The organism is Brevibacterium sp. CSND-B09, from assembly GCF_052906525.1.
Window position 1 is genome coordinate 2,504,458 of sequence record NZ_JBREGI010000001.1, and the last position, 26,995, is coordinate 2,531,452.

The window sequence follows — 26,995 nt, forward strand, 5'->3', positions numbered from 1 at the left end:
CACCATAGGAAAGGAGACGCGACCAGCAGATGAGAGCGTCAGCAGACAACGAAACAACAGGGGACGAAACACCCGGCGATTCCGGGGCGGGAGCGTCGATCCTTCGCCAGCCGCGTGCCGTCTGGGCGGTCGCGTTCGCCGCGGTCATCGCCTTCATGGGCATCGGCCTGGTCGATCCGATCCTGCCGGCCATCTCGGCCGAGCTCGACGCCACCCCCGCCCAATCGATGCTGCTGTTCACCAGCTACCTGTTCATCACCGGCGGAATGATGTTCTTCACGAGCTTCCTGTCTTCGCGCATCGGTGCGAAGACCACGCTGCTCATCGGTCTCGTGCTCATCGTCGCGTTCGCGGCTCTGGCTGGATTCTCCGGTTCCGTCGACCAGATCATCGGCTTCCGCGCCGGTTGGGGTCTGGGCAACGCGCTGTTCATCTCCACCGCTCTGTCGACGATCGTCGGTGCCGCGTCCGGTGGTGCTGAGAAGGCGATCATCCTCTACGAGGCTGCTCTCGGCGTCGGCATCGCCACCGGCCCGCTGCTCGGCGGACTGCTCGGCGGCATCTCCTGGCGCGGACCGTTCTTCGGCACCGCAATCCTCATGGCCATCGGCTTCATCGCCATCGTTGTGCTGCTGCCGGGAGGAACGAGCTCGAATGGGGCCTCGGCGGAGCCGATCAAGCTCAGCGCTACGTTTCGTGCGCTTGCCCGTCCGGGTGTCGCCATCCTCGGCGTCTCCGCTCTGCTCTACAACTTCGGCTTCTTCATCCTGCTGGCCTACAGCCCGTTCCCTGTCGAGGCTGCCGCCGCGAAGCTGGGCATGGAGGACTTCGGCGCCATGGGCCTCGGCTACGTCTTCTTCGGTTGGGGCATCTGCGTGGCGATCACCTCGGTGTTCGGCGCTCCGGTGCTGACCAAGCGGATCGGGCGTCGTCGCAGCCTCATCGTCACCCTGGTCGCACTGGCCGTGCTGCTGGGCGTCATGTCCTTCCTCGTCGAATCGCTGGCCGGGATCATCGTCTGCATCATCGTGGCCGGCATGCTTCTGGGCGTGCTCAACACGGTGTTCACGGAATCGGCGATGGAGGTCAGCGACCTGCCTCGTCCGGTCGCCTCGGGGACCTATTCGGGTGTGCGTTTCATCGGCGGTGCCGTTGCGCCGATCGTCGCCGGTGCGGTGTCGGAATCGATCAGTGCGGGATCTCCGTACCTCTTCGGTGCGGGGGCCGTGCTGCTGTCGGTCGTTGTCATCTCGCTCGGCTGGAAGAAGCTGCGTCGCGTCGACGGGCATATCGATGAGTCGTCGGTCGACGAGGCTTATGCCCTCACCGGAGGCGACGCCTGAGGCGAACTCGCCTGCAGGCAGTGCTGATCGTCGACGAGGTCGAGCCTTTTCGAAGCGGCAGCGGCTCGCGGATCACGGCGTCCGAGGAATCATTCCTCGGGCGCCGTTTCCGTGTCCGGACCATGACAAATGAGTGAATCATGCGCTGTGTTGCAGATCTGAAACCGGTGCGACACATGATCGATGGAATGCCTGGTGCAGAATAGAGTGCGCGCTTCCTGAAGATCGGCTGAGCATTTTCGGCCCATCGACGTCGGAGCGCGATCGGAAACGTCACCTACAAATGAAGGTCATCATGTCCTACGACGCGAATGCAGCATACAACTCCGGCGCACCCGGTCAAGGAGCTCCCGGTGCCGCCGGCCAGGGCTATGGAGGGCAGGGCTTCGGTGGAGCGCCACGCGGTGCCGCCAGCCCCGATGACCTCTCACTGCCGCTCTACGGCGCTTCCTTCGGCCAGGCCGTCAAGCGCTTCTTCAAGAACTACGCGAAGTTCAGCGGGCGCGCCTCGCGCAGCGAGTTCTGGTGGGCGACGCTGTTCTGCGTTCTCGTTGCGCTGGTGCCCTACATTCTTGTCATCATCGGAGCGGTGATGATGGCGGCGTCTGTTTCTGCCGATCCCTACGGGGGCGGGGCGCCCTCGGGCGGTGGCATTGCACTGATGGGCATCGGAGGGGTCCTTCTCGGCGTGTTTGTCCTGGCCACGATCGTGCCGTCGATCGCTGTCTCCTGGCGCCGCCTCCACGATGCAGGCTTCTCCGGCCTCTTCTACCTGCTTACCCTGACCTCTATCGGCGGAATCGTTGTGCTCGTTATGGAGATCATGCCGCCCAAGCCCGAGGGTCAGCGCTTCGACGTCTGATTTCGAGGTCTGACTGCGGCGCCTGTGCTCGGGCGGAGCATCACGTCTAGTTGCTGACACGTAACACAGCTGCGCAACCATAACGCCCCGTCAGTGTCATCTCGCACCATTGCAATGGTGCGAGAAGCCACTGGCGGGGTGTTGTGTTGCCAAGAGGACGGATTGCGAAGACCCCGCCGAGGAGGTCCGAGCGATCAGCGACTGCGGAGGGTTCTGACGAATGACGTGACCATGGTGACGAAGACGATCGCCCAGACGGTCAGTGCGATCCAGTACCAGTGGAGCCCGATCCATTCGATCGTCGGCACATGATCCGACCGGCCCAGGTAGATGCTCGCCACGGCGTACATGCCGACTGGGAACACCATGCTCCACAGCCCGGCCGAATAGGTCATCGGCACCCGGTGGACGGCATGCCTCCAGGCTCCTGCGGCGACGAGCGCCGGGACGAGCCACGTGGCGATCGCCCACAGCAGCGCCGAGGAGGCGCCGACCAGTACACGTGTCGCTTCGAGCAGGGGAGCGTCGCCGAGATCGAGAATCCGGGAACCCGCAACGATCGTGATTGCCAGTGCCCCCATCGTCACCCAATACGGAGCATCGAGGTCCTTGGGCCCGAACCGATGCCGAAGCACGCGCACGCCGATCGCAATCACGCAGACGACGTAGAGCGCCAGTCCAACCGCCCACATGACCACCGCCGCGAGCGCGAGGAATGCGACCAGACCGGGCTCGAGATATGCGGTGTTCGGAAGCTCGATCCCCAGGCTCGCGGCGACCACCGCCACTGACTGAGCGGCCACCGCCCACACAAGCCACGTGCCGTTCACCCCTGCAGATACCGGCCGTGTGCTCGACCCGAGGATCGCGGTGAAGGGAATCCCGTACCCGAGCACCAGCCAGAGCAGACCGCCGAGAGCGAAGAAGGCGAGGGCCAGCGGGATCAAGCCGAAACCGACGAGCCCCGTCGCCAGGACATTCGTGCCTGCCACAGCGGTGAAGAACCCGAACGCCCGGGAGGGATCATGCAGGTCGGCGCGAACAGCTTCTGGATATCGGAGGATCCGCACCACGGTGAGTACGGTGAAGGACACATACAGAGCGACGGCGATCCAGAACAGACCCACTGACAGCGAGTGCAGCTCTTTGAGCTCGGCACCGATCGACACGATGCCGGTCGCCATCACCGAGGCGAAACATCCGGGAGCCAGCGTCGAAGGGCTCAGCCCCCACCGTCTGTGCAGTCCGGTGAGGTTGCGATCGGCCGTGCTCATCCGCTCCTCATTCTCGTCGTCGTGTGTCGAGGGACATCGACGTCTTCGATAGTACGACCCCACCCCTGAAACCGCGTTGCAGTCCCGCCCTCCTGAACCGTTCCGCGGTCCCCACCGAGAGGCCACCCGAGAGTCCGCCCGATGGCCTCTGTCCAGCGAATCGATGTGCAATTCGTGACATCTGGGTCTTCTCGAGTCACTCTCGCGTCATTTTCATGAGAGAATTCACTGGTGTTACCAATGGGTAACTTCGCGTGGAGTCGCCCGCTCCACACCCTCACCTGCCGGTGGTGGCGTAGTCTGCAGTCACCTGCGCGGTGCAGAATTATCCGGCACTGACCGGATCGACGAGGGCACAGACGATTGGGAGCGATGGCTATGGAGAGCACAACGGACACTCTCGCCGAGGACACCGACATCGACGCGCCAGCGGTCGCGCTGCACGGTTGGTCGCTGTCCGGCAAACAGGGCGATGTGTTCACCGATATCGACCTCGAGGTGCCGACCGGTGCCATCGCTGTCGTCCGTGGTCCCGCCGGCAGCGGGAAGACCTCTCTCCTCCTGTCCTTGGCTGGAAGGATGCGGGTCTCCGCGGGGGAGGGCCGCCTCGGCGATATCGATATCCGCAAGCAGGCCCGCACCGTGCGCGGGCGGGTTGCGGTCGGACATATCGGCGGGCTGACTGATCTTGAGGACGATTTCACGGTTGCGCAGCACGTCGCCGAACGACAGATCATGCTCCAGCCCTGGTACAAGCCGTGGGCGTCGAAATCGACCCTGCGTGAGGTCATCGGTCTCATCCGGGACACCTTCACCACGGCTACGGAGATCATTGACGAACTCCCGCCGGGGACGTTCTCGAAGCAGGACGCCCAGCGCGCGGACTTCCTCATCGACGATGACGGAGAGGTATTCGTCTCCGAGCTGAGTGAGCTACAGAAATTCTTCCTCGAATTCGGGCTGGCGAGCCTCAGCCGCCCACCCGTCGTCGTCATCGACAACATCGACTACCTGCGCGAATCCGCCGACCGAGCCCGTGCTTGGGCCGGGATCCTCATCTACCAGCAGCTGCGCAGATCACGGGATCCCGAGAACCCGCTCACGGTCATCGTCTCCTGCGAGGACTCGAGCGAACTCGACATCGCCACCAGATCGCTCGGCTTCCGCGCGGAGCCGTCGCTGGTCGAACTCGAACTGCCGCCCCACCCTCCCGCTCATCGCGGGTCCAAACACTGAACTGCCTGCCCCACGTATACGAATCCGAGGAGATTCCCGAATGTTCTCCCTGCCCTGGTTAGAACTCTCACGATTCAAACGCCACACGATTACGCGCTTGGCGATGATCGTCATCATCGTCATCCCGTCGATCTACGGCGGGCTGTACCTCGCCTCGAACTGGAACCCGACCGAGCACCTCGACAAGCTGCAGGCGGCAATCGTCAACGAGGATACCGGCGCGGAGAAGCCCGACTCGGACGGAGAGAAGCTCAACGCCGGTCAGGAACTCGTCGACGAGATCACGCCGAAGGGCGAAGGCGGATTCGACTGGCAGGAGACCAGCCAAGAGGAAGCCGACGAGGGACTGGCCGAAGGGAAATACTTCGCGGTCCTCGAGATCCCCTCGGACTTCTCCGAGATGCTCGTGTCGACCGGAGGTGACGATCCGGAGCAGGCAGGGCTGCGGCTGCGCACCGACGACGCCCACAACTTCATCGTCGGACAGGTGGCCGGGACCATCCTCTCCGAGATCAAGGGCGGACTGAGCAAGACGACGACCGCCGAGTACGTCAACCAGGTCTATCTCGGATTCAACGACATCCATTCGGAGACGGAGAAAGCTGCAAACGGTGCGTCCGACCTGCACGACGGAGCAGGCCAACTCCACGACGGCACCGGAGAGCTCGTGGACGGGACGACGAGGCTCGACAAAGGAATCGGAACGCTGCAGACCGGGCTCATCGACCTCGATAAGGGTGCGGGCGAGCTGAAGAAGGGCAGCGGCGACCTCGCCGACGGGGCCGATACCCTGGCGAAATCCACCACCGAAGCGAAGAACGGCTCGAAGAAACTCGCGGACGGTGCCGGGCAGGTCGCCGACGGCACCTCAGAGCTGCGAGATACCGCCGATGAGGCGACGAAGAAAGCCGAGGACGTCAAACGCAAGGCCGATGACGTCGTCGACGGAGCGCGACCGAAGCTCGAGCGCGCCGAAGGGGACTTCGACGACGCCCGCACCACCGTGCGCGGGGACATGGACGACCGGATCAAGCAGCTGCAGGAGGACTATCCGGACGACCCGAACGTCAAGAAACTCGCCGAGGATGCCAACGGCCTCGGCGAGGACCTCGATTCCGCACACCAGCGCGCCTCCGATGCCAAGGATGAAGCCAAGAGCCTCGAGGACAAGCTGACCGACGCGGTCGACGGCGTGATGGACAAGATCCGCACGGCCGATAAGAAGATCGGTCAGCTCGACGACGGAGCGCAGAAGGTCGCGACCGGTGCCGATGACCTCCACTCCGGACTGATCAAGCTCGACGCCGGAGCGGGCAAGCTCGCCAAGGGGGCCGGTGACCTGCATGACGGGGCCGTCCAGCTCAAGGACGGCACGGCGAAGGCCAAGGACGGAGCCGGTGATCTCAAGGACGGATCGGAGCAGCTCGTCGACGGGTCGACCGAACTCGACAAAGGTGCGGGCAAACTCGAAGACGGTTCCGGGGAACTCGCCGACGGGCTGGAGAAGGGACTCGAGCAGATCCCGACCTACGACAAGAAGGATCGGGAGCACCGGTCGGACGTCGTAGCTGTCCCTGTCGATGCGGACAAGGTCAAGGACAATGCCGTCGATGCCTATGGCGAAGGACTGTCCGCGTTCTTCGTCTCCTTGGCCCTGTGGATCGGCGGAATGATCACCTACATGGTGCTCAACGCCATCCCATACCGAGCACTGTTCTCATCGGCCACCTCGTCGCGCATCGCATGGGCCGGCTACGTTCCCGGGCTGCTGTTCGGCATCGCCCAAGTCGCGGTCCTCTATGCGATCCTCGCCTTCACCTTGGACTTCTCGGCCGGATCGTGGTTGTGGACGCTGCTGTTCTCGATGCTCGTGGCGGCTTGTTTCCACTCCGTGCACCAGTTGTGTGTCGCGGCCCTGGGCGGTGTCGGCAGGCTGATTGCCCTGGTTCTGCTGATGCTGCAGATCGCATCGGCAGGCGGAACCTATCCGGTGGAGACGGCGCCGAAGATCTTCCAGATCATCTCGCCGTTCCTGCCGATGACGCACGCGGTCAGCGGTCTGCGCACACTGGTTGCCGGCGGTGACATGTTCATCGCCGCGCAGGCAGCCGTGGTCCTGCTGCTGATGACCGCAATCTGTCTGGTTGCCACAACCGTGGTCTGCAGCCGCAAGCGTATGGTCACGCTCACTCAGCTCCACCCGAGTCTGCAGCTGTAGGCCGGGCCGGTTGCAGGGTCGTGCCTTGGGGTGCGGGGGTGCCTAGGGGTGCGGGCTGCAGAGTTGTTGCAGGGCACAGGGCTGCTGCGGACTTACAGGCCTGATCGCAGCGCGGGCGTCGCAGCGCGGGCGTGGCCCGTTGCGGATGCCAGACGCTGTCGGCGCATTGTTGGGTCGATCCACGGTGTTTTCGCTGCTTGAAACGCCGTGGGTCGACCCAACAATCCAGCGAAATCGAGTGGGAGGAGATCAGGCAACCTTCGCCGAGGTGTTTGGAGCTTCCCGGGTGCAAGCCGTGTGTGTCTGCAGAGCAAGGAGCGGTGCCGCCTCTGGCGTAGCGGGCGTCAGCGGCGGCTCAGTCGTCGAGGTAGCGCAGGTATCGCTGCGGGTCGTGGAGGAAGCGGCGCCAGTGATCGACCATGTCGAGGTCCTCCCACGCGGATTCGCGCAAGCCCCACTCGCCGACCTCGACGATCTTCGCGTTGTCGGCTCGGGCGAGGACGGGGGAGTGGGTGGCCATGACGGTCTGCAGGCCCTTCCGCTGGCGTTCGCGGATGAGCTGCAGAAGAGTCAGCGAGGCTGTGAACGACAGAGCGCTCTCGGGCTCGTCGAGGATCCATAGCCCGAGGTCCATGAAGCGGCTCGTCAGCATGTCGACGAACATCTCGCCGTGCGAGCGCTGCGCATAGTGATGGCCGCGTATCGAACCGACGCTCATGAGATAGGCCATGTTCTCGTGCATCGTTTCGGCGCGAAGGAAGAATCCGCTGCGATTCGTTGTCGCTCCGCGCACGATCTGCAGGTGTTCACTCAGTTCGGGAGGCGCCTCGACGTGATCGCGCACCTCCCAATCTGAGCCGCCGCCGTGCGGGAGGTCAAGAGCCGTGGCGATGGCCTCGATGATGGTCGACTTGCCCGAGCCGTTCTCGCCGACGAAGACGGTCGTCCGATCGAACTCGAAGCCGGACAGAACGTCGCGAACGGCCGGCAGATCACGCAGCCAGGGACTCAGCTTCGGAGGAGACAGGGCATGCTCGGCCACAGAACGCAGTGGCAGGTCGATGCGGGGATCCATGTCTGCGACGGTACCGATGGGCACTGACATCGGCGACGACGTCGGTCGCCTCGGCGCAACGTCCTACCCCAGCGCCAGCCGCGCGGCCAGCAGCACGAGCACGACGGCGATGATGACGTCGAGGACCTGCCAGACTCGCGGCCGCCCCAAGTAACGGGAGAGCCCACGGGCGCCGTAGCCGATGACGAGGAACCAGCTGATCGAGCCGAGCATTGCCCCGAATGTGAACGGCCACACCCCGTCCGAACCCTGCTGATTCGCGAGGTTGCCGAGCATGACGACGGTGTCGATGTAGACGCCGGGGTTGAGGAACGTCAGCGCCAGAGTGGTGACGATGATGGACTTGAGGGACCGCTGATGAGTGTCCGCCTTCAGCCCGGTGGCTTCGCGCGCCGATTTCAGGCTCGTCCACGCGAACCACAGCAGGTAGGCCACACCCAGCCAGCGCAGGACTTCGAGCGCCCACGGCGCCAACAGCACGATTGCCCCGATCCCCACCGTGCCCGCTGCGATGAGCAGCACGTCGGCGACGATGCAGATGGTGACGACGACGCCGAGGTGCTCGCGACGGATCCCCTGCCGCAGCAGGAGTGCGTTCTGCGGGCCGACGGCGATGATGAGGGACCAGCCGGTGAGAAGTCCGGTGACGAGATGAGTGAGCACGGACTCAACAGTAGAGACCGACTGATCAGAAGAAAAACAACAGAATATGCATCTGATGCACAATTGCTTCATGAACATCGATCACGTCAAGGCGCTCGCCGCCGCTGTCGACGAAGGCACCGTCGAGGGAGCGGCCTTCGTACTCGGCATCACCGCCTCGGCGGCGAGTCAGCGCATCCGCACACTCGAGTCCCGCCTCGGGCAGGTGCTCATCCGACGATCGAATCCGATCACCGTCACCGAGGCGGGGCAGGCGATCCTCCGTTATGCTCGGCAGGTTGAGCTGCTCGAGTCCGAGGCGCTCGACCGGCTGCACGGCATCGACGCCGACTCCCTCGGGGCGGGCGGATCCGGTGACCGGGGTCGTGAGCCTACGGTGCTCCGGGTGGGGGTGAATGCCGATTCGATGGCGACGTGGTTCCGCCCGATCTTCGCCGAGGCGGCCGGCTGGGACGATGTCGTCGTCCGCATCGAGATGGTCGATCAGGACAAGGCGCTGCCGCTCTTGGCCTCTGGAGAAGTGCTCGGCACGATCACCTCGACCGCGACCGGCGGATACGGGACAACGGTCGCCGAGCTCGGGACGATGCGCTACACCGCCGTGGCCGAACGCTTCCTGTTCGATCGGCATTCCACCGGCACCGAGGCGGATCTGACCAGACTGCCGATGGTGAATTTCGGACAGGATGATGATCTGCAGTTCGAGTTCCTCAGGCGCTGCGGAGTCGAAGGTCGGCCCCCGATGTCGGTCGTGCCGGGCTCAGCGGAGTTCGCGGCCGCCGTGGAGGCAGGCCTCGGGTGGGGGATGGTGCCGGTTATGCAGCTCGACGGTCTCGAAGCCGACCTCGTCGAGATCGGCGCGGAGCCGCATATCGACGTGCCGCTGTACTGGCACCACTGGACTCTGGCCTCGGACAAGCTCTCCCGATTGACCGACGCACTGCGTCGCGCGGCCGCCGTCATGCGGTGATTCGGGGGCGGAGCTGAACTGCCCTCTGTTGATCCGCTCAGGAGCTGAGGAGCTTGCTGATCGTCCACTTGACCTGCTCATGTGCGGCGTCGACGGTCATGGTCTCGGGAGAGATGATCGAGTGCAGGGCGATGCCGTCGACGGTGGTGAAGAGTGCTGTGGCGGTCGGCGCCACCTCAGTCGGGTCGAGATGCCCCTCCTCGGCGAGCAGATTCAGCCAGCGATGCAGGCTGTCATAGGTGACACGGTGACCGTGTTCGAGGAGGCGCCGAGAGACTGCCCGTTTCTCCGCCCCGAGGGCATGCAGGTGCATGGAGAACCAGGTTTCGAGCTGCACATCTCGATGCTCGTGGGTCGGCAGGAACTGGGCGCAGCACTCATAGAGCCGGTCGGTCGGGTCGCGGTTCACATCAGCGATGGAGAAATCCTTGACGACGGTGTCGATGGAACGCCGAGCGACTGCTTCGTGGAGGTCTGCCTGGGTGGGGAAGTAGTGGCGCAGGGTCGATGGTCCGACCCCTGCTTCCTTGGCCACGGCGCGCACACTGAGGTTCGCGTGCCCAGGCTGCGACCCCTCAGCCAGGCGAATGGCTGCGGCGACGATTTCATCTCGCTTCGACAACCGTGACTCCTCGCTTCATTGACAACGATGCTTCAACTCAGTGTATAGTACGTTGTACTAGTACGGTGTGCCAAGGCGCCGATGCGGCGCGGCAGGAACAGTGTGCTGACCCGACCAGAGGACCCGAACGGAAGAAGAGAGAGCCCTCATGATCGACAGTCTGCAGGAATTCGCCGGAAACATCCCCGACTGGCTGCAGTGGGCGGGCATTCTGCTCGTCTCGGCCATCCCTTTCGTCGAGTCGTATTTCGGCGCTGTCATCGGCGTCGCGATCGGACTCCACCCCGTGGTCGCCATCCTCATGGCCATCATCGGCAACGTCATCTCAATGCTCGCCTTCGTCTACGGCGCCGGTGCCATCCGCGACAAGGCGACGAAGAACAAAGAGGTCGAGGAGAAGCCGAAACGGCAGCGGCTCAAGCGCATGTTCGACAAATTCGGCGTGCCGGGAGTTTCGCTGCTCGGCCAGACACTCCTGCCCTCGCAGATCACCTCGTCCGCGATGGTCGGCTTCGGTGCAAACCGCAATGTTGTGGCCTTCTGGCAGGTCATCTCGATCATCCTCTGGGGCGTCCTCTTCGGAGTGCTCGCCACCCTGGGCATCGAGCTCGCCCTGCGCTGAGGAGCAGCAGCAAAGGGAAAGTGAAGGACATGCTTTGCCCAGGCCAACTGGGGGATGGGCCTGCCGTGTCACACCCTCCACCTAGACTGGCCCCATGACGGAATCCACCCCGACACCCCCACCCGTTGCCGAGTCGCCCGGCACCCCTGATGACTTCGCGATCGAGGCGCAGCGCATCCTCGCCGAGCTCACCGCGAACCCGAACGCACAGTTCCGCGACGGTCAGCTTGAGTCCATCCGCGACCTCGTGCAGGCGAAGAAACGCGTCCTCGTCGTCCAGCGCACCGGGTGGGGCAAGTCCGCCGTGTACTTCGTGGCCACTCGTATGCTCCGAGCCTCGGGCACCGGGCCGAGCCTCATCATCTCCCCGCTGCTGGCGCTCATGCGCGACCAGATCGCCGCGGCCGAACGTGCCGGAGTCCGTGCCGCCAGCCTCAACTCCTCGAACGTCACTGAATGGGATTCCGTGCTCGAGGACCTCAAGGCCGGCAGCCTCGACGTCCTCCTCGTCTCCCCGGAGAGGCTGAACAATCCGCAGTTCCGCGACGAAGTGCTGCCGCAGCTGCTGGCTTTCCTCGGACTCATCGTCGTCGACGAAGCCCACTGCATCTCCGATTGGGGCCACGATTTCCGCCCCGACTACCGCCGCATCGGACGGATCCTGTCCGAACTGCCACGTGACACCCCGGTGCTCGCGACGACCGCGACCGCAAACTCCCGGGTCGTCACCGACGTCGCCGAGCAGCTCGGCGACGACACCACCGTCGTCCGCGGTGAGCTCGCACGTGATTCCCTGCGCCTCGGTGTCCTCCCCGGGCTCGACGCCAGTGCCCGCATCGCCTGGCTGGCCTCCCATCTCAACGACTTCACCGGGTCCGGAATCGTCTACACGCTCACCGTCTCCGCCGCTGAGGACATCACCCGAATACTGCGCGAACAGGGCCACGAGGTCCGCGCCTATACGGGCCGGACCGATGCCGAAGAACGCGCGGAACTCGAGCAGCAGCTCAAGGACAATCGGCTCAAGGCGCTGGTGGCCACCTCGGCGCTGGGCATGGGATTCGACAAACCCGACCTCGGATTCGTCATCCACATCGGCGCGCCCTCCTCAGCCGTGGCCTACTACCAGCAGGTCGGCCGCGCCGGACGCGCCACGGACTCCGCCGATGTCCTGCTGTTGCCCGGAGCGGAAGACGAACAGATCTGGGAGTACTTTGCGACTGCGTCGATGCCCAATCAGGACGATGCGAACGCCGTGCTCGCAGCCCTCGCCGAGGCGGACGGCCCCCTGTCCGTGGCCCGCTTGGAAACTTTGGTCGGAACCAAACGCTCCCGTCTCAACCTGCTGCTCAAGACCCTCGAAGTCGAAGACGCGGTGTCGAAGGTCAAAGGCGGGTACGTCTCAACCGGGCTGGGTTGGACCTACGACCGGGAACGGTACGAAAAGGTCGCGGCCGTCCGAGCCGAAGAGGCCCAGGCCATGCTCGATTATGAGGCGACAGAGCAGTGCCGGATGGAGTTCCTCATCCGTCAGCTCGACGATCCCGACCCGCAGCCGTGTGGGCGCTGCGACAACTGTGCCGGCGTGTGGTTCTCCGCCGAGATCTCCGACGAACAGCGCCAAGCGGCGGCCGGCAACCTGCACAAGATCGGCCTGCCCATCGAGCCGCGCAGCACCTGGCCCAGCGGACTCGCCAACATCGGCGTCCCGCTCAAGGGTCGGATCCCCGCCGAAGAGCTCGCCGAGGAGGGACGTGCCATCGCCCGCCTCTCCGACCTCGGACAGGGGCAAAGTCTGCGCTCGTTTCTCGCCCCTGATGCTCCCGATGCAGAGGTGCCCGGTCAGATCGGCAAGTGGTGTCTTGAAGTCCTGGCACAGTGGAATTGGAGAACACGGCCCGAGGTGGTCGTATCGATCCCGAGCAATCGCCGTCCTGTGACGGTGCGGTCTCTGGCCGCGAATCTCGCCGCGGCCGGCCGTCTTGTCGATGGGGGTGAGTTGCTGCAGGTCGACGACCACGGCACCCCTGATGTCAACAGTGCCTTCCGCGTCAAGGACCTCTATGAGGCCTTCGTTGTTCCTCCGGAGATCGAGGAGGCAGTGGCCGGGAAGTCAGTGCTGCTGGTCGACGACGAGGTCGTCTCGCGGTGGACGATGACGGTCTGCGCACGATTGCTGCGCAAGGCGGGAGCCACCTCGGTGCTGCCGTTTGCCCTTGCACTCCGGGCCTGAGGTCAATTCGACGAGCCGTCCCGGAGCTGACCCCAGCCGAATTCGGTCTCCGATATTTCATCTCGAAGATCTTCGAAGAATCGATCTCGCGCCTCATCCATGCTTTCGTGCATATAGGAATCTGAAACGATGACGCTGAGAGTCTCTCCGCATGCCTGAATAGACGCTACGAATCGATCGAGCCTAGACCCCTCAGATTCGATAGTAAGTTGTTCGAATTCGGCAACAGTAAGCAGCTTCTGAATCGCTGGAATTACTATGTATTCGATCCTGCCGTTCAGTTCCGTGCTGATGTCCAAATGGATCCGCCCTCTTTGACTTACAGTCGTGCGACACTCTCGGCCGTCGGCCTATTGGTTTCGAGCTTAAACGTCGGCGATTGAAGATGCCATAAATACAGAGACTGTCGCGATGTTCATTCTGAGACTATTCAGCGACCGCATGCTTTCAAAGCTCACCATCAAGCGTGCTGGATGACTTACAGCGGTAGCTCTAACTCCTCTGCAGGTCTCTGACCAGGCGCGGAGTTGACAGGCGGCCGACCTGACCTGCCCACTGCGACCACGGGTAGGAGAGTCGGACATGGAAATAGTTGATGTACTCGGCGACCGCAAACAGCCAGATGACGATGATGAGAACCGCGCTGAGCGAAACGCCGGGCCAAGCGACGACGATGCCGATGAGTGAGGCGAGAAGCACCAGCGGGTTGATGACGCGCAGAAACCGATAGATTCGAGCGACCGGTCTTGGAATCGGGGCCGGCAGATGATGCCGAGCGATCAGCCAGTAGATTCCGGCCTGAACGAGGATGAAGAGCAGCGGGGACAGTGCTGCCCATAGCGCTGCTTCGGCTCGATCGGCCGTGACGAAAGCGAGACGTGTCGGAACGACAGCGAAGACCGCTGCGGCGACGATCTCCCCGAGCCCCAGGCTGAGGAATCGCCGCCGCAGAGGTTCAAAACGGTCGGTGTCAGTCACAGCCGGATCAGCGACTGCCGCAGTGCAGCCGACCGGAACAGAACCGGGCCGCCTCGGCGAGGCTGACGGTCACAGATTCTGCTGGAGCTGGAACGTCGCGCCTTCCGGATCGGTGACCGTGACGATGCGTCCGTACGGGGAGTCTTCCGGACCGGCGAGCACCTTGCCGCCGAGCTCGGTCACCTTCGCTGCCGAGGCATCGGCGTCTTCGACGTTGAAGTAGGTGCGCCAATAGGAATTCTGTGCCCACTCGCTGGCGTCACAGATCCCGGCCACAGCCGCGTCACCGTCGCCGTGCGTCGAGTACGGGAAGCCCTCCATCGGAGTGATGTCGAATGAGAAGACCTTGGCATAGAAATCATTCGCTGCCTGGTAGTTCGTCGTCATGAGCTCGAACCACACGGGAGTTCCCGGTGAGAGCGGAGTATCGAAGCCGGAGAACTCACCAGGCTGCCACATGCCGATAGGTGATCCCGTCGGATCGACGACGACGGCCATCTGGCCGAGCGGGCCGACGGGCATGGGTCCGACGACGTCCGCAGCACCGGCACCCAACGCTGCCTGGTGGACTCCGGCGATGTTCCCAGTGTGCAGGTAGGTCGACCAAGCCGTGGGCATCTCCGGACTCGGGGTGCCGTCCATGTTCATGGCTCGCATGGCGCCGCCGACGTTGCCTCCGTCCTTCGTGATCATGTTGTAGTGGCCGAAGTCCTCACCCATGTCGGTGAATTCCCAGCCGAAGAGCTGATTGTAGAAGTTCTGGGCGGCCTCGAAGTCCTGGCAGACATAGTCGATCCAGATCGGCTGGCCTTCGCGGGGGTTGGCAGGCATTGCGTCTCCTCTTGTGATGGGTGGAGGTGAGTTGCAGTGAATGGTGCCGACGGCAGCGGGATGACCCTACTGCCAAGCGCGCGTGAAATCCGCGAAGCAGTCGGTCAGCGCCGCCTGCAGAAGCGGACCGAAGGTCACGCGCCCGACCCCGAGCTCAGCGAGCTGTGAGAGGTCGAGTTCTTCTGGCACCGCGCCCTTGATCGGGTGCGCGGTGACATTGAGCGGCAGAGTGATCTGCGCGAGGATCGACTTGAGTGTGCCCACATCGGGCAGACGGACGGGGTAGACGGAGTCCGCGCCGGCGTCGGTGCACAGACGCAGACGTCGAACCACCTCGGCGGTGGGATCCTCGAAGTCGCCGGGATATTTGAACACGTCGGTGCGGGCGTTGATGACGACGTGGACCCTTTGAGCCTCGGCCGCTTGGCGCAGACTCCAGATGTATTCGGCATGCTCCTCGGGGCTGCGCATGCTGCCGCGACTGTGCACCGTGTCCTCGATATTCACACCGACCGCTCCGGCCTCGAGGAGACCGGCGATGAGCTCGGGAGCGGGGGTGTCGTATCCGGATTCGAGATCAGCGGTGACCGGAACATCCACCGCCGAGGTGATCCGTGAGATCCCCTCGAGCGCTTGCTCGAGCGTCATCTGCTCACCGTCGCCGTGGCCGAGCGAATCGGCGAGCGGGTGCGACCCGATGCTCAGAGCGTTGAAACCGACGTCGACCATCGCACGAGCCGACCAGGCATCCCAGACAGTCGGCAGCACGAGAGGTTCGTCCTGGTGATGTCCCTGCAGAAGGGTGAAAGCGCGTTCGGCGAGAACCGTGTAATCGACCATGGTCAATACTTTTCCACTGTTGTGCCTCGACACGCCAGGGGTCGGACTGGTTCACCAGAAGGTTTCAGGCAGGCGCAGTGATAGCGTGAACAACATCCGATGTCGCCGTACGGAGGAGCAGAGGTGGCCGGTTCGGGCACCATCCGCGTTTCGCCCAAACCCGAGCGGGTATGGGCACTCCTCGCCGTGCTTGCCGGCATGGCCACGATCCTCATCGAGATTCCCGCGGCACTGATGTCCGAAGGCGGCTATTCGTTCACTCAGCAGCCCATCAGCCATCTGGGGATGACCGGATGCGGGGACTGGGGAGACGTCGGAACCCCGATCGAGGTCTGCTCACCGGCCCATCCCTTCGTCAACGGTGTTTCCATCATCGCCGGATCGATGCTCGCGATCATCGCCTTCATCTGGCACGACTGGATCGCCCCGAGTCGCTGGGGCAGGTGCGGATCCTTCCTACTCGCCGCCGGCGGAATGCTGTTGGCCGGAACCGGCATGGTCCCCGCCGATATCGACCCGACTCTGCATGCTGTCGTCGGTTTCGGCGGATCCGCAATCCAGAATCTCGGTCTGCTCGCCGCAGGCATCGCCTTGACTCATTGGCCCGAGAAACGCTGGATCGGTCCCGTCGACTTCGGCGGGCTCACGCTCGGACTGGGCGCGTTCGGTCTCGCCGGAGCACTGTTCTTGGCTGCTCCCGAGACCTGGAACCTGCCCGTCGGCATCGTCGAGAGAGCCGCGTCCTACCCGTTCCTCATCTGGTTCATCCTCGCCGGATGGATGCAGCTGCGTGACGCCTCCAGGCGAAAGCGCGAACTCACCTCCGGGCGCTGACGATCTACAGCCGCGGAGTCCGCGGCGGCACCTGGCGACGGTCGCCGGTCGCCTCGAACGCCGCAGCGATCTCGATGAGCGCAGAATCGTCCCAGCCTCGTCCGGCGATCGTCAGGCCCACGGGAATCCCGGTATCGGACATGGTGCCCATCGGCACCGTCACCGAGGGAATGCCCAGATGCCTGGGCACGAGGTTGCCGTTGGCCACCCATGTGCCGTTGCGCCAACCGAGTTCGGCCGAAGCCTCATTGACATCCATATCGGCCGGTCCCACATCGGCCATCGCCGGGAAGATCACCGCATCGAGGCCCCGCTCGTCCATCCATTCCTCGAGGTCGACCCGGCGGGTCTCCTCGAGCCCGCGCACACCGGACTCGAGCTCCGGGATCTCCGTGACCGAGACGTAGCGATTCGTGCGCACCTGCTCCGGGTAGGTTGCGATGTCATCGTCGAACCCGACGTAGCGATCCGGCAGCGCACCGGGTGGGTGGGGGAAGATCAAGGCTCCGTCCACCTCGGCGAGGGTGTTCAGTTTCGGGTCGCCGTTCGCGACGAGGAAATCATCCCACCCCCACGACGAGAGATCATTGATCTCCCGATCGAGGTAGGCGGCGGTGACGAACCCCCGCGTCGCGATCGTCGGCGCACCGGGCCGGTCGCCCTCGTAATTGCTCACGACCGGGAAGTCAGTCTCGACGACCTCGGCGCCTGCAGATTCGAGATCGGCTCGCGCCGCCTGCCAGGCCCCGATCACCGAGGCGCGCGTCTCGACTCGCTGTCCCGTGGGCCCGCCGATACCGCCGTCCGGGTTCGTCCCGGCCTCGTCATCGGCATTGATGTACATCCGCGGCACGCCGAGTCGCTTGCCGGTCAACACCGACCCAGCCGCCGCGACCGATTCCGGCAGCAGTGCGGCATAGGAGTCCGGGCGCACCGCGCTCGCCTTCGGGATATCCACCCACGGTTGGACGCGCCAGAAGTCCCCGCGAGTCTGTTCGTCATCAGCGACGATGACGTCGAGAACCTCCGCCAGATCGGCCATCGTGCGAGTGTGAGGGACGACGACGTCCATCGTCGGCACGAGCGGCCAGTTTCCGCGCACGCTGATGACCCCGCGAGAGGGGGTGTAGGCGATGAGCGCATTGTGCGACGCCGGTGCACGACCCGATGACCAGGTCTCCTCGCCGAGGCCGAAGGCCGCGAAGCTCGCCGTCGTGGCCGTGCCCGAGCCGTTCGAGGAACCGGAGGCGAAGGCGCTGGTCAGCCAATCCGCGTTGTACGGGCTTTCGGCCCGACCATAGAGTCCGCGCTGCATGCCGCCGTTGGCCATCGGCGGCATGTTCGTTAGACCCAAGCAGATGGCGCCGCCGGCGCGCAGCCGTTCGATCGTGAACGCATCTTTCTGCGCCACGAGGTCGGCGAAGGCCGGAGACCCGGAGGCCACGGTGAGGCCCGCGACCATATAGCTGTCCTTCGCGGTGTACGGAATCCCGTCGAGGGGGCCGAGCGTCTCACCGGCTGCACGTCGTTCGTCGGAGGCGGCCGCCTCGGCGAGGGCTTGCGGGTTCTTCACGATCACGGAGTTGAGTTTCGTGTCGGTGTCGAGGCCGTCGAACGCGGCGATCCGGTCCTGATAGGCCTCGACGAGCTCCACCGAGGTGGTGCGGCCGTCCTCGAGGGCGACTCGCAGATCGGCGATGGACGCTTCGACGACATCGAACTTCGACATGATCTTCCTCCGGGCACTCGACGGTGCGTGCGCGATGTGGGTGTGTTCCTGCCCAGAGTAGCGCCGATTCGCCGAGGATGGGCTGCGGATTTCGTTGTTTACCGGGCACTGAGCGCGTTATTCGCGGTCTGTACGATCGAGGCATGACGGTCAACGCGATCATTCTCACCGGCGGTCGTTCGCGACGCTTCGACGGCGTTCACAAACCCGGCGTCGAGGTCGGCGGACGGTCGACGATCTCCCGGATCCTGCAGAGCATCCGCGGTGCGGCAGCCGACACCGAGGTGTGGGTGGCCGGACCCGCAGACGGACTCTCGGCGGCGGAGCAGAAAAGCGTCCGCGTCGTGCGGGAAGAACCCGAGTTCGCAGGCCCTTTGGCCGGGATCGCGGCCGCAGTCGCGGCGATGCCGCCTGAGGCGGAATTCCCGCCCGAGACGGCCGATGTCACCCTTGTCCTGGCCGGGGACATGCCGCTGATCACGACGGTCCACCTCGGTGAGCTCATCTCTGCGTGTCGTGCCACCGGACGTCCGGCCACGGGCGCCGACGATCGGGGAAAGACGCAGTTCCTCTGCGCGGCCTGGCCGACTCGGCTGCTGCGTGCCCGTCTCACGGAGATCGGCGACCCGACGGATGGGGCGGTGAAGCTGCTCTTCGCGGGACTCGAGCCGGTCGCGGTCGCTGTGGACCCGGAGGTAGTGAGCGACTTCGACACTGCAGCCGAGCTCGAAGCGATTCGAACCCGGCTCAGCCCTGACGGGCCTTGAATCGAGGATTCTTCTTGTTGATGACGTAGACGCGGCCGCGGCGGCGGACCACCTGCGAACCGGGCAGTGACTTCAGCGAACGCAGCGAACGACGAACCTTCATGGATGCGACTCCTTAGTGAGAATGAGTATCATTAGAGATAATACTATGTTCTCCAGCGAAGGGAAGCGAATGCAGGGATCAGACGAACGCGGCCGGAGTCCCATCGTCGACGGAATCGAAGCGATCGCCGTCGTCGGACTCTGCGCGGCTGAGCGCAGGCGCTATGCGATGGGTCTGGCCAGGGATCGCGGTTTTGTCTTCGTCCCCGCGGAGCAGACGGAACAGGGCATCGAGGCGATCGACCGCCTCGTCGATCTGCTCGGAATGACATCCGGGGTGCACGGGTTCGTCCTCGAATACGGGGAGGACGCGGATTGTGCGGAGATCATCGGAGCTCTGAGTGCTCCCGACACGCGAGCCGTGCTCACCGACCTCGTCTGCGTGCTCGACCTTGCCTGCCTGCGCAGCGATCTCGATTCGGAAGCGCGCGCCGGAGCCCTGGTTGCGCAGATCGAATTCGCCTCGACACTTGCTCTGCTGGCGCCCGATGCTGCCGACTCGGCCGGGGCCGGGGCGGCCATCGGGCTGATCGCGCACCTGGCGCCGGAGGCCGAGCGCTTTCTCCTGCGCGACGGCGCGGTGCATGAGCCGGTGCGCTGGCAGTTCGGGCACCGACCTCCCGCCGCGGGGTGGACGGCGATACTCAACTCGGAGTTTCGGCCCCCGGCTCGGTCGGGAGGTGTCCGCGCCTGCCGTTTCGAACAAGCGCGGCCCTTCCACCCGCAGCGACTGCAGGCAGTGCTGAGTGCGGCTCTCGGCGAAGGCTGCTGGGGGCGAATCGTCCGTTCGGCCGGCTTCGCGAAGCTTGCCTCCCGACCCTATGTGACCGCGCATTGGGATCAGGCAGGCACGCTGCTGACGTTCTCACCGCTGACCGCTGATCCGCTGCCCGGTGCAGAGCTGTTGGCGCTCGGTCAGGATCTCGCCTTCATCGGCTTCGACCTCGACGAGGCGGGGCTGTGTGAAGCGCTCGACCGCGCCGTCCTCACCGATGCTGAGCTTCTGGCGGGTCCGATGGCCTGGCTGGAGTATCACGACGGGTTCCCCGCATGGGACTCCTCGCACCGCGGATGACGCCAGCGGTCTTAGTCTGACGCCGGGGCGGTGCTCCGGCTGCGCTCAGCCGGACGCCCGACATTCGGCGCACTGGCCGAAGATCTCGAAGACGTGGTGTGTGATCTCGAAGCCGTTCGATGCCGCAATCTGACGCATCCAGTCCTCACTCGGCGGGTCGATCTCGACGGCGGTGCCGCAGCGCTCGCAGACGAGATGGTGATGGTGCTCGGTCTGCGCGCAGGCGCGGAAGAGCTGGGTCTCGGCGATGGTGATCGTATCGGCATCGCCGCCGCGTGCAAGCGCATTGAGCTGCCGGTAGACGGTGGCGAGGCCGACGCTGGCCCCTTCGTCTTCGAGGCGGCGGTGGAGCTGTTTGGCGGAGACGAAGCGGGTCTCGGTTTCAAGGGCAGAGCGGATGAGTGCCTTCTGTGCGGTGCTGCGCGTCTTCTTCTGCGGAGCTGCCATGGGAGTCCTCCCTTATCGTCTCTGTCGAACTCATCGTCGACGTCACAGGGGCATATGCATGAACGCGCATATGCGAGAGAAATAATGAAACACGTTACCATTAACGGGCGGTTCACCCGCATCTCTACGATTGACCCCGTACCGAGAACGGGGCCCGCGCGCACAGCGGAACCCGCGCTGTCGAGCCACCGAGCACGAAAAGCGAGCACGACCACCGAGGAGGCGCAATGAGCGGCCCCACCCGCAGACCGGCGATCCCGGTCATCCTGCTCACCGGCTACCTCGGTGCCGGAAAGACGAGCCTGCTCAACCACCTCCTGCGCCACCCTGACGCCCGCATCGGCGTCATCGTCAACGACTTCGGCGACCTCAACATCGACGCCGGACTCGTCGTCGGCCAGGTCGACGAACCGCTGTCGATCTCGGGCGGATGCGTGTGCTGCCTGACCGATGACTCCGAGCTCGAAGACGCGCTCGTGGCGATGACGAACCCCAAGCTGCGCCTCGACGCAATCATCGTCGAGGCCAGCGGATTCGCCGAGCCCCTGACCCTGGCCCGCATGATCACGCGCATGGGCCACCACCGATTCCACCTCGGCGGGGTCATCGACGTCGTCGACGCCACCATGTACTTCGACACCGTCGATGCCTCGAGCCTGCCGCCCCTGCGTTTCGCCGCGACGACATTGGTGCTGGTCAACAAGCTCGACCAGGTGCCGGTGGCCGACCGTGGGACCACGGTCGAGGCCGTGCGCGCCCGCGTCCACGAACGCAATCCGCGCGTCATCGTCATCGGCACCCACCACGCCCGCCTCGACCCCACACTCATATTCGATCCGGGCGAAGGTGAGCAGGACCTTCGCCGAGGCGGCTCCGACGCCGGTGATGACCCGATCCAACCTGAGTTGCCGATCCGGGAACTGCTGCGTCAGGCCTACGCCGAGGCGGCGGTCGACGAGATCGGTGACGACGAGGTCGATGCGGAATCCATGCCACACCGCCACGCCCAGTCCGTGACCGTCACCGGCAGCGGCCCTGTCGATCCGGATGCGGTGATGGATTTCGTCGAAGACCTCCCGCCCGGGGTGTACCGCGTGAAGGGCACCGTGCTCGCGGCTGTGGGATCTCGCAGGCGCAGCTTCGATGTGCAGGCTGTGGGTCCGAACGTCTACGTCGCGGAGGCGGCCCGACCTGTCCCGAAGACGCCGTCCTTAAGCGCGGGGAATGGTGATCGGCCGGATGCCGACAGCGTCCTCGTCGCCATCGGAGAGGACTTCGACACCGAGGCGGCCGAAGCCACTCTGACCGCCGCCCTCAACAGCGACGCCGCCGGAGGCCTGGATGTCGCGGCATCAGGCAGTGACCGTTCCGAACGCCTCCTCCACCACGTCCGCCTCCACACCTAATTGCTACCTGACGGCGGCCCAGCAACCTCGCGCCAGGTTGCTGGGCCGCCGTCAGGTAGTAAGAGGAGGGGATCCTCCGGTTTTCCTCCGTGTTTCCTGAGGGTGGTCTGGGGGACAACTCCCGTGCCGGGCACCCGTGACCGCTTCTAGGGTCGGAACGTGCCCCACCGAACGGCCGTGATCGACCTGCCGGGAACAGCAGTGAGAATTCATCCTTTTGGGGGACACCGTTGCCTACTTTTGGGCGATCCGCTGAGGCGATCTGCTTGGAAGACTGACTGGAGCGCCCTGCTCACACCCCCGAACCCGGAGGACCCCTGTGCACCTGATCACCCGGATGAGTCTGAAGAACCGCCTCATCGTCGGATTGCTCACCCTCGTGATCGCCGTCTTCGGCATCGTCGCGACCACCTCACTCAACCAGGAGACGATGCCCTCGGTCGACCTGCCCGGCACTTCGGTGCAGGCCACCGTCCCCGGCGCTTCTCCGGAGGTCATCGAGGAGACTGTGACCAAGCCCCTCGAAACCGCGCTCGACGGGGTCGGAGAGCTCGAATCGGTGACCACCTCCACCTCGTCGGGGATGATGACCGCCGAGGTGACTTGGCCCTTCGGCAAGGACTCCGAAGAGATGACCGACGCCGTCCGCTCGGCCGTCGACGGAGTGAAGTCCGACCTGCCCGCCGATGCGGAAGCCGAGGTGCTGTCGTATCAGATGGATGAGGTCCCGGTGACGATGTTCGCCGTCTCCGGTGGAGACTCCGCCACCCTCGGTGACCGTCTTGAGACTGACCTCGTCCCCGAACTCCGCGCTCTCGACGGAGTCTCGAACGTCGAGGTCACCGGCCAGGACGAGCAGCGAGTCTCCATCACCTTCCGCCCCGAGGACGTGGCGGAGAAGAACGTCGTCGAATCCTCCGTGCCCGATGAGCTCGAAGCCGCCGGCACTGTCGTTCCCGCTGGCCAGAGCTCACAGGGCGACACGTCGATGGCCGTCGAGGTCGGCACTGAGGTCGACGCCGTCGAGCAGATCAAGAAGACGCCACTGCGCACCGCGGACGGCACCGTACTGCTGGGTGAGGTCGCCGACGTCGACCTCGACTCGGTCGAGAAGACCTCCCTGTCCCGTGCCGACGGCAGGGATTCCGTGACCGTGTCGGTGACCAAAGACCAGGACGCCAATGTCGTCGACGTCTCCCACAAGGTCGCCGACACCCTCGACAAGGTCGGTCCGAAGCTCGGCGAGGACACGGAATTCTCGACGATCTTCGATCAGGCTCCGGAGATCGAGAAATCTATCCACGACCTCTCCGTCGAAGGCGGACTCGGCCTGATCTTCGCGATCTTCGTCATCCTCGCCTTCCTCGGCTCGTTCCGTTCGACCATCGTCGCCGCGATCTCGATCCCGATTTCGCTGCTCATCGCGATGATCGGCCTCATGGTCGGCGACTACACGCTGAACATCCTCACTTTGGGCGCCCTGACGATCGCCGTCGGCCGCGTCGTCGACGACTCCATCGTCGTCATCGAGAACATCCGGAGACGCCAGGGCACGAGCGACCTGACGGTCGAAGACATCGTCGCCAGCGTCAAGCAGGTCGCCGGTGCCATTACCGCCTCGACTCTGACCACCGTCGCCGTGTTCCTGCCCATCGCGTTCGTCGACGGCATCGCCGGACAGCTGTTCCGGCCCTTCTCCGTCACCGTGTCCTTGGCACTGCTGGCCTCCCTCGTCGTGGCGCTGACGATCGTCCCCGTGTTCAGCTACTGGGTCCTGCGCCGCAGCCCCAAGCCGCTCTCGCCCAAACGGCAAGCCGCCACCGACCGCAGCTATGAGCTGTGGGCGGCCAAGCAGCACCGTCGCTCGGTGGCCCGTGCCGAACGCCGCCAGAAGGCGATCGAGAAGAAGAACGCCAAACGCGCGGCCAAGGGCAAGGACCCACTGCCGGACGCGACCGTCGAACCCGTCGTCGCTCCCGCACCCGGAAACGGTGAGGCCTCCGGCCGAGTCGATCGCCTCCAGCAGCGCAGCCTGCCGGCGATCATCTCGGCCCTGCACCACCCCTGGAGGACCATCGCCTTCTCCGTCGTCATCTTCGTTGTCACGATGATGTGCGCGACCTTCCTCAAGACGGACCTGCTCGGATCGGCCGGGCAGAACTCCGTGTACATCACGCAGACCCTCCCCGCCGGCGCTTCGCTCGAAGCCGGTGACAAGGCCGCGAAGCGCGTGGAAGCCGTGCTCGGCGATGATCCGGACGTCGACACCTACTCGACGACGGTCAACGGCCCGGAATCCGGAGCGGAGAACCAGTTCAACGTCACCCTGGCCGAAGACTCCGAGGCCGAGGTCGCGACGAACCGCCTCCGCACCCAACTCGACGACCTCGGGAAGGACGCAGGCGAGATCGACGTCCAGGATGCCGGCGGATCCGTCAGCGAGGACGTCGAGGTCACCCTCTCGGGCACCGACCTGGGTGCGCTGCGAAAGGCCGCCGATGAGGTGACGAAGAAGATGGCGGACACCGACGGCGTCCAGTCCGCCCGCAACGACCTCGCCGCCGATCAGCCGGTCATCGAGGTCGACGTCGATCGGGAGAAAGCCGCCGACTACGGTTTCAGCCAGGCCGAGGTCGGTCAGGCCATCGCCGCCGCACTCCACGGCGTCGAAGCCGGCACCATCACCCTCAACGGCCAGGAACGCGACATCACCCTCGCCCCGACTCATCCGGATGCGACCCCGGACGAGATCCGCGCCCTCGAACTGCCCGTCACCGAGGTGCAGACGCAGAACGCCCAGGAGGATGCGACCGATCGGGTCGAGGAGAAGACCGATGCCCGCGCCGAGGAGGCCAAGCGCAAGGCCGCTGACGAATCGGCCGAGCAGCTTGAGTCTGCCCGTGAAGCTCGTGACAACGCGGCCGACCAGCTCGAACAGGCCCGCAAGGCCCTGCGCGATGCCGAGAATCCGCCGCCGGCTCCGAGCCCGGGCGACATGGCTGCCGACCAGGTGGAACAGGCCCGCGAAGGGGTCGAACAGGCAGAGAAGGGACTGAAGGAAGCCAACGACGCCATCGACGACCTCGTTGACGGCCAGCGTGAACAGGAACAGAGCCAGGAGGAGGAAGAGGCGCTTGCCGATGAGCAGGCCGCCATCCCCGACATCAAGGGTGAGCCGATCACCGTCGACGAGATCGCGGAGGTGAAGAAGACCGAGACCCCGGCGACGATCGACCGTGCCGACGGAGACCGGAAGGTCACCGTGTTCGCAACCCCGTCCAGCGGCCAGCTCGAAACGGTCACCGCCGCGGCCACTGACCTGACCGAGACCATGGATCTGCCCGACGGAGTCAGCTTCGACGTCGGCGGTGCCAGTCAGGAGCAGGCGGAATCCTTCGGTCAGCTCGGAATGGCGATGGCCGTGGCGATCGTGCTCGTGCTCCTCGTGATGATCGCGACCTTCCGCAGCTTCGTCCAGCCGCTCATCCTGCTGGTGTCGATTCCGTTCGCCGCGACCGGAGCTGTGCTGCTCCTGCTGGCGACCGGCACACCATTGGGCATTCCCTCGCTCATCGGTCTGCTCATGCTCATCGGCATCGTCGTGACGAACGCGATCGTGCTCATCGACCTCATCAACAAGCTGCGTGAGGACGGGCTCGACCTCATGGACGCGATCGTTCACGGCACCCGACTGCGCCTGCGCCCGATCCTCATGACCGCGGCCGCGACGATCTTCGCCCTCGTGCCGATGTCGCTGGGGCTGACCGGTGGGGGAGTGTTCATCTCGCAGCCCCTGGCGATCGTCGTCATCGGCGGGCTCACCTCGTCGACGGTGCTCACGCTCATCCTCGTCCCCGCTCTCTACCTCCTCGTCGAACGGCGCAAAGAGGTCCGGGCAGCACATAAGGAGGAGAAGCGCGCCAAGAAACGGGCCGAGAACCAAGCGCGGATCGAAGCGGAAACCGCCGAGGTGGCCCAACGTTCCGACGACCAGTAAACCCCTTAATTACTACCTGACGGCGGCCCAGCAACCTCGCGCGAGGTTGCTGGGCCGCCGTCAGGTAGCAATTGGGGTGGGTTAGGTGTCGGAGAGGCCGGGTAAGCGTGAGGCGGCGAAGCGGATGTGTTCCTCGGTCAGGGCCGCAGCCTCCTCGGCGCGACCGGCGCTGATGGCGTCCATGATCCCGTGGTGTTGGGACTGCAGCTTCGCCATCAGCGCCTGCTGGTCGTCGACGCGGCTGAACGAGGAGAAGATCGACTTCCGCAGAGAGGTGCGGATGGCCCCGGTGAGATCGGAGAACAGCTGATTGCCCGCAGCCTGAGCGATGGCGACGTGGAAGGCGGTGTCTGCGTCGTTGAAGGTCTCCAAACTGATGCCGGGAGTGTCCATCATCGCCAGCTGCGCATTCACCTCCGCCAGTGCGTCCTTATCGGCACGGGTCGCCGCGAGAATCGCGCTCGAGCGTTCGAGCTGGATGCGCGTCTCCGTCACGTCATCGATGCTGAAGTTCGTGAGCGCAACATGAAGGCGGAGGAAACGAGTGAGCGCGGCCGAGGGCATGGCGGCGATGAACGTGCCGGCACCACGACCGGACCCGCCAGATGACCGAACGACGCCGAGGCTGTCGAGCACCCGCAGCGCTTCGCGCACACTGGCGCGACTGACGCCGAGCTTCGTCGCCAGGTCGCGTTCGGCAGGCAGAGGATCTCCGACGCCCAGTGAGCCGGCCATGATCTGCTCTTCGATGGCATCGATGACGAGCTCATAGGTGCTCGCCCGGTTCACGGGTTTCCATTCGGGACCGGTGGCCGCCTCGGCGCTGCCGGTATGTTCCGGGCGGACCTCGTTCGTGTCATCGTTCATGGTC

At 64.8% G+C, this 26,995-nt stretch carries 24 protein-coding genes; 12 read left to right on the forward strand and 12 right to left on the reverse strand.

The window, feature by feature from the left end; genetic code table 11:
• The first annotated feature begins 29 nt into the window (after positions 1-29).
• Both ACU4IU_RS11185 and ACU4IU_RS11190 read left to right on the forward strand, forming a co-directional pair.
• Positions 30-1,343: an MFS transporter gene (locus ACU4IU_RS11185; protein ID WP_446656754.1), complete on the forward strand. Its 1,314-nt coding sequence runs from the start codon at positions 30-32 to the stop codon at positions 1,341-1,343.
• 295 nt (positions 1,344-1,638) lie between these two features.
• Positions 1,639-2,205 carry a DUF805 domain-containing protein gene (locus ACU4IU_RS11190; RefSeq protein WP_446656755.1) on the forward strand — a complete coding sequence of 189 codons (567 nt, stop codon included), beginning with the start codon at positions 1,639-1,641 and terminating at the stop codon, positions 2,203-2,205.
• 194 nt (positions 2,206-2,399) lie between these two features.
• Here ACU4IU_RS11190 and ACU4IU_RS11195 read toward each other — a convergent pair whose 3' ends face one another.
• Positions 2,400-3,479, reverse strand: coding sequence for a tellurite resistance/C4-dicarboxylate transporter family protein (locus ACU4IU_RS11195; RefSeq protein WP_446656756.1), 1,080 nt, complete (start codon positions 3,477-3,479; stop codon positions 2,400-2,402).
• A 378-nt stretch (positions 3,480-3,857) separates the two neighbouring features.
• On the opposite strand from ACU4IU_RS11195, the gene ACU4IU_RS11200 reads away from it, so the two are divergent.
• The gene (locus ACU4IU_RS11200; RefSeq protein WP_446656757.1) at positions 3,858-4,715 is read left to right on the forward strand and encodes an ATP-binding cassette domain-containing protein; all 858 of its coding nucleotides are present in this window, start codon (positions 3,858-3,860) and stop codon (positions 4,713-4,715) included.
• Positions 4,716-4,755: 40 nt separating this feature from the next.
• The gene (locus ACU4IU_RS11205) at positions 4,756-6,933 is read left to right on the forward strand and encodes a YhgE/Pip domain-containing protein (protein WP_172171794.1); all 2,178 of its coding nucleotides are present in this window, start codon (positions 4,756-4,758) and stop codon (positions 6,931-6,933) included.
• Between the two features lie 355 nt (positions 6,934-7,288).
• On the opposite strand, the gene ACU4IU_RS11210 is transcribed toward ACU4IU_RS11205, so the two are convergent.
• Together ACU4IU_RS11210 and ACU4IU_RS11215 are read right to left on the reverse strand one after the other, a co-directional pair.
• Entirely contained in the window at positions 7,289-8,008 is a 720-nt protein-coding gene (locus tag ACU4IU_RS11210; protein WP_446656758.1) for an AAA family ATPase, read from the reverse strand.
• 63 nt (positions 8,009-8,071) lie between these two features.
• On the reverse strand, positions 8,072-8,671 hold the full coding sequence (locus ACU4IU_RS11215) for a LysE/ArgO family amino acid transporter (protein WP_446656759.1): 600 nt from the start codon (positions 8,669-8,671) through the stop codon (positions 8,072-8,074).
• A 70-nt stretch (positions 8,672-8,741) separates the two neighbouring features.
• On the opposite strand from ACU4IU_RS11215, the gene ACU4IU_RS11220 reads away from it, so the two are divergent.
• Positions 8,742-9,641, forward strand: coding sequence for an ArgP/LysG family DNA-binding transcriptional regulator (locus tag ACU4IU_RS11220; RefSeq protein WP_446656760.1), 900 nt, complete (start codon positions 8,742-8,744; stop codon positions 9,639-9,641).
• A 37-nt stretch (positions 9,642-9,678) separates the two neighbouring features.
• On the opposite strand, the gene ACU4IU_RS11225 is transcribed toward ACU4IU_RS11220, so the two are convergent.
• Complete coding sequence (locus ACU4IU_RS11225; RefSeq protein WP_446656761.1) at positions 9,679-10,263, reverse strand: TetR/AcrR family transcriptional regulator; 585 nt, start codon at positions 10,261-10,263, stop codon at positions 9,679-9,681.
• Between the two features lie 148 nt (positions 10,264-10,411).
• Between ACU4IU_RS11225 and ACU4IU_RS11230 the strand changes: the two genes are divergently transcribed.
• Positions 10,412-10,885, forward strand: a complete 474-nt coding sequence (locus ACU4IU_RS11230; RefSeq protein ID WP_139467908.1) for a hypothetical protein — start codon at positions 10,412-10,414, stop codon at positions 10,883-10,885.
• A 94-nt stretch (positions 10,886-10,979) separates the two neighbouring features.
• Entirely contained in the window at positions 10,980-13,118 is a 2,139-nt protein-coding gene (locus ACU4IU_RS11235; protein ID WP_446656762.1) for a RecQ family ATP-dependent DNA helicase, read from the forward strand.
• A gap of 2 nt (positions 13,119-13,120) precedes the next feature.
• Here ACU4IU_RS11235 and ACU4IU_RS11240 read toward each other — a convergent pair whose 3' ends face one another.
• The 4 genes from ACU4IU_RS11240 to ACU4IU_RS11255 form a co-directional block, all read right to left on the reverse strand.
• Entirely contained in the window at positions 13,121-13,417 is a 297-nt protein-coding gene (locus ACU4IU_RS11240) for a hypothetical protein (protein ID WP_446656763.1), read from the reverse strand.
• A 193-nt stretch (positions 13,418-13,610) separates the two neighbouring features.
• Positions 13,611-14,096 (reverse strand): hypothetical protein, encoded by a 486-nt coding sequence (locus tag ACU4IU_RS11245; protein WP_446656764.1) that lies wholly within the window; start codon positions 14,094-14,096, stop codon positions 13,611-13,613.
• Between the two features lie 69 nt (positions 14,097-14,165).
• A complete protein-coding gene (locus ACU4IU_RS11250) occupies positions 14,166-14,927 on the reverse strand; it encodes a VOC family protein (protein WP_446656765.1) in 762 nt (253 codons plus the stop codon).
• Positions 14,928-14,993: 66 nt separating this feature from the next.
• Positions 14,994-15,767: an isocitrate lyase/PEP mutase family protein gene (locus ACU4IU_RS11255; RefSeq protein WP_139467912.1), complete on the reverse strand. Its 774-nt coding sequence runs from the start codon at positions 15,765-15,767 to the stop codon at positions 14,994-14,996.
• A gap of 99 nt (positions 15,768-15,866) precedes the next feature.
• Here ACU4IU_RS11255 and ACU4IU_RS11260 point away from each other — a divergent pair, with 99 nt between their 5' ends.
• The gene (locus tag ACU4IU_RS11260; protein ID WP_446656766.1) at positions 15,867-16,601 is read left to right on the forward strand and encodes a DUF998 domain-containing protein; all 735 of its coding nucleotides are present in this window, start codon (positions 15,867-15,869) and stop codon (positions 16,599-16,601) included.
• Between the two features lie 4 nt (positions 16,602-16,605).
• Here ACU4IU_RS11260 and ACU4IU_RS11265 read toward each other — a convergent pair whose 3' ends face one another.
• A complete protein-coding gene (locus ACU4IU_RS11265; RefSeq protein WP_446656767.1) occupies positions 16,606-18,330 on the reverse strand; it encodes an amidase in 1,725 nt (574 codons plus the stop codon).
• Positions 18,331-18,473: 143 nt separating this feature from the next.
• Here ACU4IU_RS11265 and mobA point away from each other — a divergent pair, with 143 nt between their 5' ends.
• A complete protein-coding gene (gene mobA / locus ACU4IU_RS11270) occupies positions 18,474-19,097 on the forward strand; it encodes a molybdenum cofactor guanylyltransferase (protein WP_446656768.1) in 624 nt (207 codons plus the stop codon).
• On the opposite strand, the gene ykgO is transcribed toward mobA, so the two are convergent.
• Positions 19,078-19,200, reverse strand: a complete 123-nt coding sequence (ykgO, locus tag ACU4IU_RS11275; RefSeq protein ID WP_139467916.1) for a type B 50S ribosomal protein L36 — start codon at positions 19,198-19,200, stop codon at positions 19,078-19,080. The genes mobA and ykgO overlap by 20 nt on opposite strands.
• A 69-nt stretch (positions 19,201-19,269) precedes the next feature.
• On the opposite strand from ykgO, the gene ACU4IU_RS11280 reads away from it, so the two are divergent.
• Entirely contained in the window at positions 19,270-20,274 is a 1,005-nt protein-coding gene (locus ACU4IU_RS11280; protein ID WP_446656769.1) for a GTP-binding protein, read from the forward strand.
• 45 nt (positions 20,275-20,319) lie between these two features.
• On the opposite strand, the gene ACU4IU_RS11285 is transcribed toward ACU4IU_RS11280, so the two are convergent.
• Positions 20,320-20,721 carry a Fur family transcriptional regulator gene (locus tag ACU4IU_RS11285; RefSeq protein ID WP_446656770.1) on the reverse strand — a complete coding sequence of 134 codons (402 nt, stop codon included), beginning with the start codon at positions 20,719-20,721 and terminating at the stop codon, positions 20,320-20,322.
• Positions 20,722-20,948: 227 nt separating this feature from the next.
• Here ACU4IU_RS11285 and ACU4IU_RS11290 point away from each other — a divergent pair, with 227 nt between their 5' ends.
• The gene (locus tag ACU4IU_RS11290) at positions 20,949-22,127 is read left to right on the forward strand and encodes a CobW family GTP-binding protein (protein ID WP_446656771.1); all 1,179 of its coding nucleotides are present in this window, start codon (positions 20,949-20,951) and stop codon (positions 22,125-22,127) included.
• Positions 22,128-22,464: 337 nt separating this feature from the next.
• The gene (locus tag ACU4IU_RS11295) at positions 22,465-26,124 is read left to right on the forward strand and encodes an efflux RND transporter permease subunit (protein ID WP_446657595.1); all 3,660 of its coding nucleotides are present in this window, start codon (positions 22,465-22,467) and stop codon (positions 26,122-26,124) included.
• A gap of 81 nt (positions 26,125-26,205) precedes the next feature.
• Here the strand turns inward: ACU4IU_RS11295 and ACU4IU_RS11300 are convergent, their stop codons facing one another.
• On the reverse strand, positions 26,206-26,991 hold the full coding sequence (locus tag ACU4IU_RS11300) for a FadR/GntR family transcriptional regulator (RefSeq protein WP_446656772.1): 786 nt from the start codon (positions 26,989-26,991) through the stop codon (positions 26,206-26,208).
• Positions 26,992-26,995: the final 4 nt, after the last annotated feature.

Bases quoted from the DNA above. Each gene is read 5' to 3' on its own strand.
- ACU4IU_RS11185 (WP_446656754.1), top strand. From the start codon at position 30: ATGAGAGCGTCAGCAGACAACGAAACAACAGGGGACGAAACACCCGGC.
- ACU4IU_RS11190 (WP_446656755.1), top strand. From the start codon at position 1,639: ATGTCCTACGACGCGAATGCAGCATACAACTCCGGCGCACCCGGTCAA.
- ACU4IU_RS11195 (WP_446656756.1), bottom strand. From the start codon at position 3,479: ATGAGCACGGCCGATCGCAACCTCACCGGACTGCACAGACGGTGGGGG.
- ACU4IU_RS11200 (WP_446656757.1), top strand. From the start codon at position 3,858: ATGGAGAGCACAACGGACACTCTCGCCGAGGACACCGACATCGACGCG.
- ACU4IU_RS11205 (WP_172171794.1), top strand. From the start codon at position 4,756: ATGTTCTCCCTGCCCTGGTTAGAACTCTCACGATTCAAACGCCACACG.
- ACU4IU_RS11210 (WP_446656758.1), bottom strand. From the start codon at position 8,008: ATGGATCCCCGCATCGACCTGCCACTGCGTTCTGTGGCCGAGCATGCC.
- ACU4IU_RS11220 (WP_446656760.1), top strand. From the start codon at position 8,742: ATGAACATCGATCACGTCAAGGCGCTCGCCGCCGCTGTCGACGAAGGC.
- ACU4IU_RS11230 (WP_139467908.1), top strand. From the start codon at position 10,412: ATGATCGACAGTCTGCAGGAATTCGCCGGAAACATCCCCGACTGGCTG.
- ACU4IU_RS11235 (WP_446656762.1), top strand. From the start codon at position 10,980: ATGACGGAATCCACCCCGACACCCCCACCCGTTGCCGAGTCGCCCGGC.
- ACU4IU_RS11250 (WP_446656765.1), bottom strand. From the start codon at position 14,927: ATGCCTGCCAACCCCCGCGAAGGCCAGCCGATCTGGATCGACTATGTC.
- ACU4IU_RS11255 (WP_139467912.1), bottom strand. From the start codon at position 15,767: ATGGTCGATTACACGGTTCTCGCCGAACGCGCTTTCACCCTTCTGCAG.
- ACU4IU_RS11260 (WP_446656766.1), top strand. From the start codon at position 15,867: ATGTCGCCGTACGGAGGAGCAGAGGTGGCCGGTTCGGGCACCATCCGC.
- ACU4IU_RS11265 (WP_446656767.1), bottom strand. From the start codon at position 18,330: ATGTCGAAGTTCGATGTCGTCGAAGCGTCCATCGCCGATCTGCGAGTC.
- mobA (WP_446656768.1), top strand. From the start codon at position 18,474: ATGACGGTCAACGCGATCATTCTCACCGGCGGTCGTTCGCGACGCTTC.
- ykgO (WP_139467916.1), bottom strand. From the start codon at position 19,200: ATGAAGGTTCGTCGTTCGCTGCGTTCGCTGAAGTCACTGCCCGGTTCG.
- ACU4IU_RS11280 (WP_446656769.1), top strand. From the start codon at position 19,270: ATGCAGGGATCAGACGAACGCGGCCGGAGTCCCATCGTCGACGGAATC.
- ACU4IU_RS11285 (WP_446656770.1), bottom strand. From the start codon at position 20,721: ATGGCAGCTCCGCAGAAGAAGACGCGCAGCACCGCACAGAAGGCACTC.
- ACU4IU_RS11290 (WP_446656771.1), top strand. From the start codon at position 20,949: ATGAGCGGCCCCACCCGCAGACCGGCGATCCCGGTCATCCTGCTCACC.
- ACU4IU_RS11295 (WP_446657595.1), top strand. From the start codon at position 22,465: ATGAGTCTGAAGAACCGCCTCATCGTCGGATTGCTCACCCTCGTGATC.
- ACU4IU_RS11300 (WP_446656772.1), bottom strand. From the start codon at position 26,991: ATGAACGATGACACGAACGAGGTCCGCCCGGAACATACCGGCAGCGCC.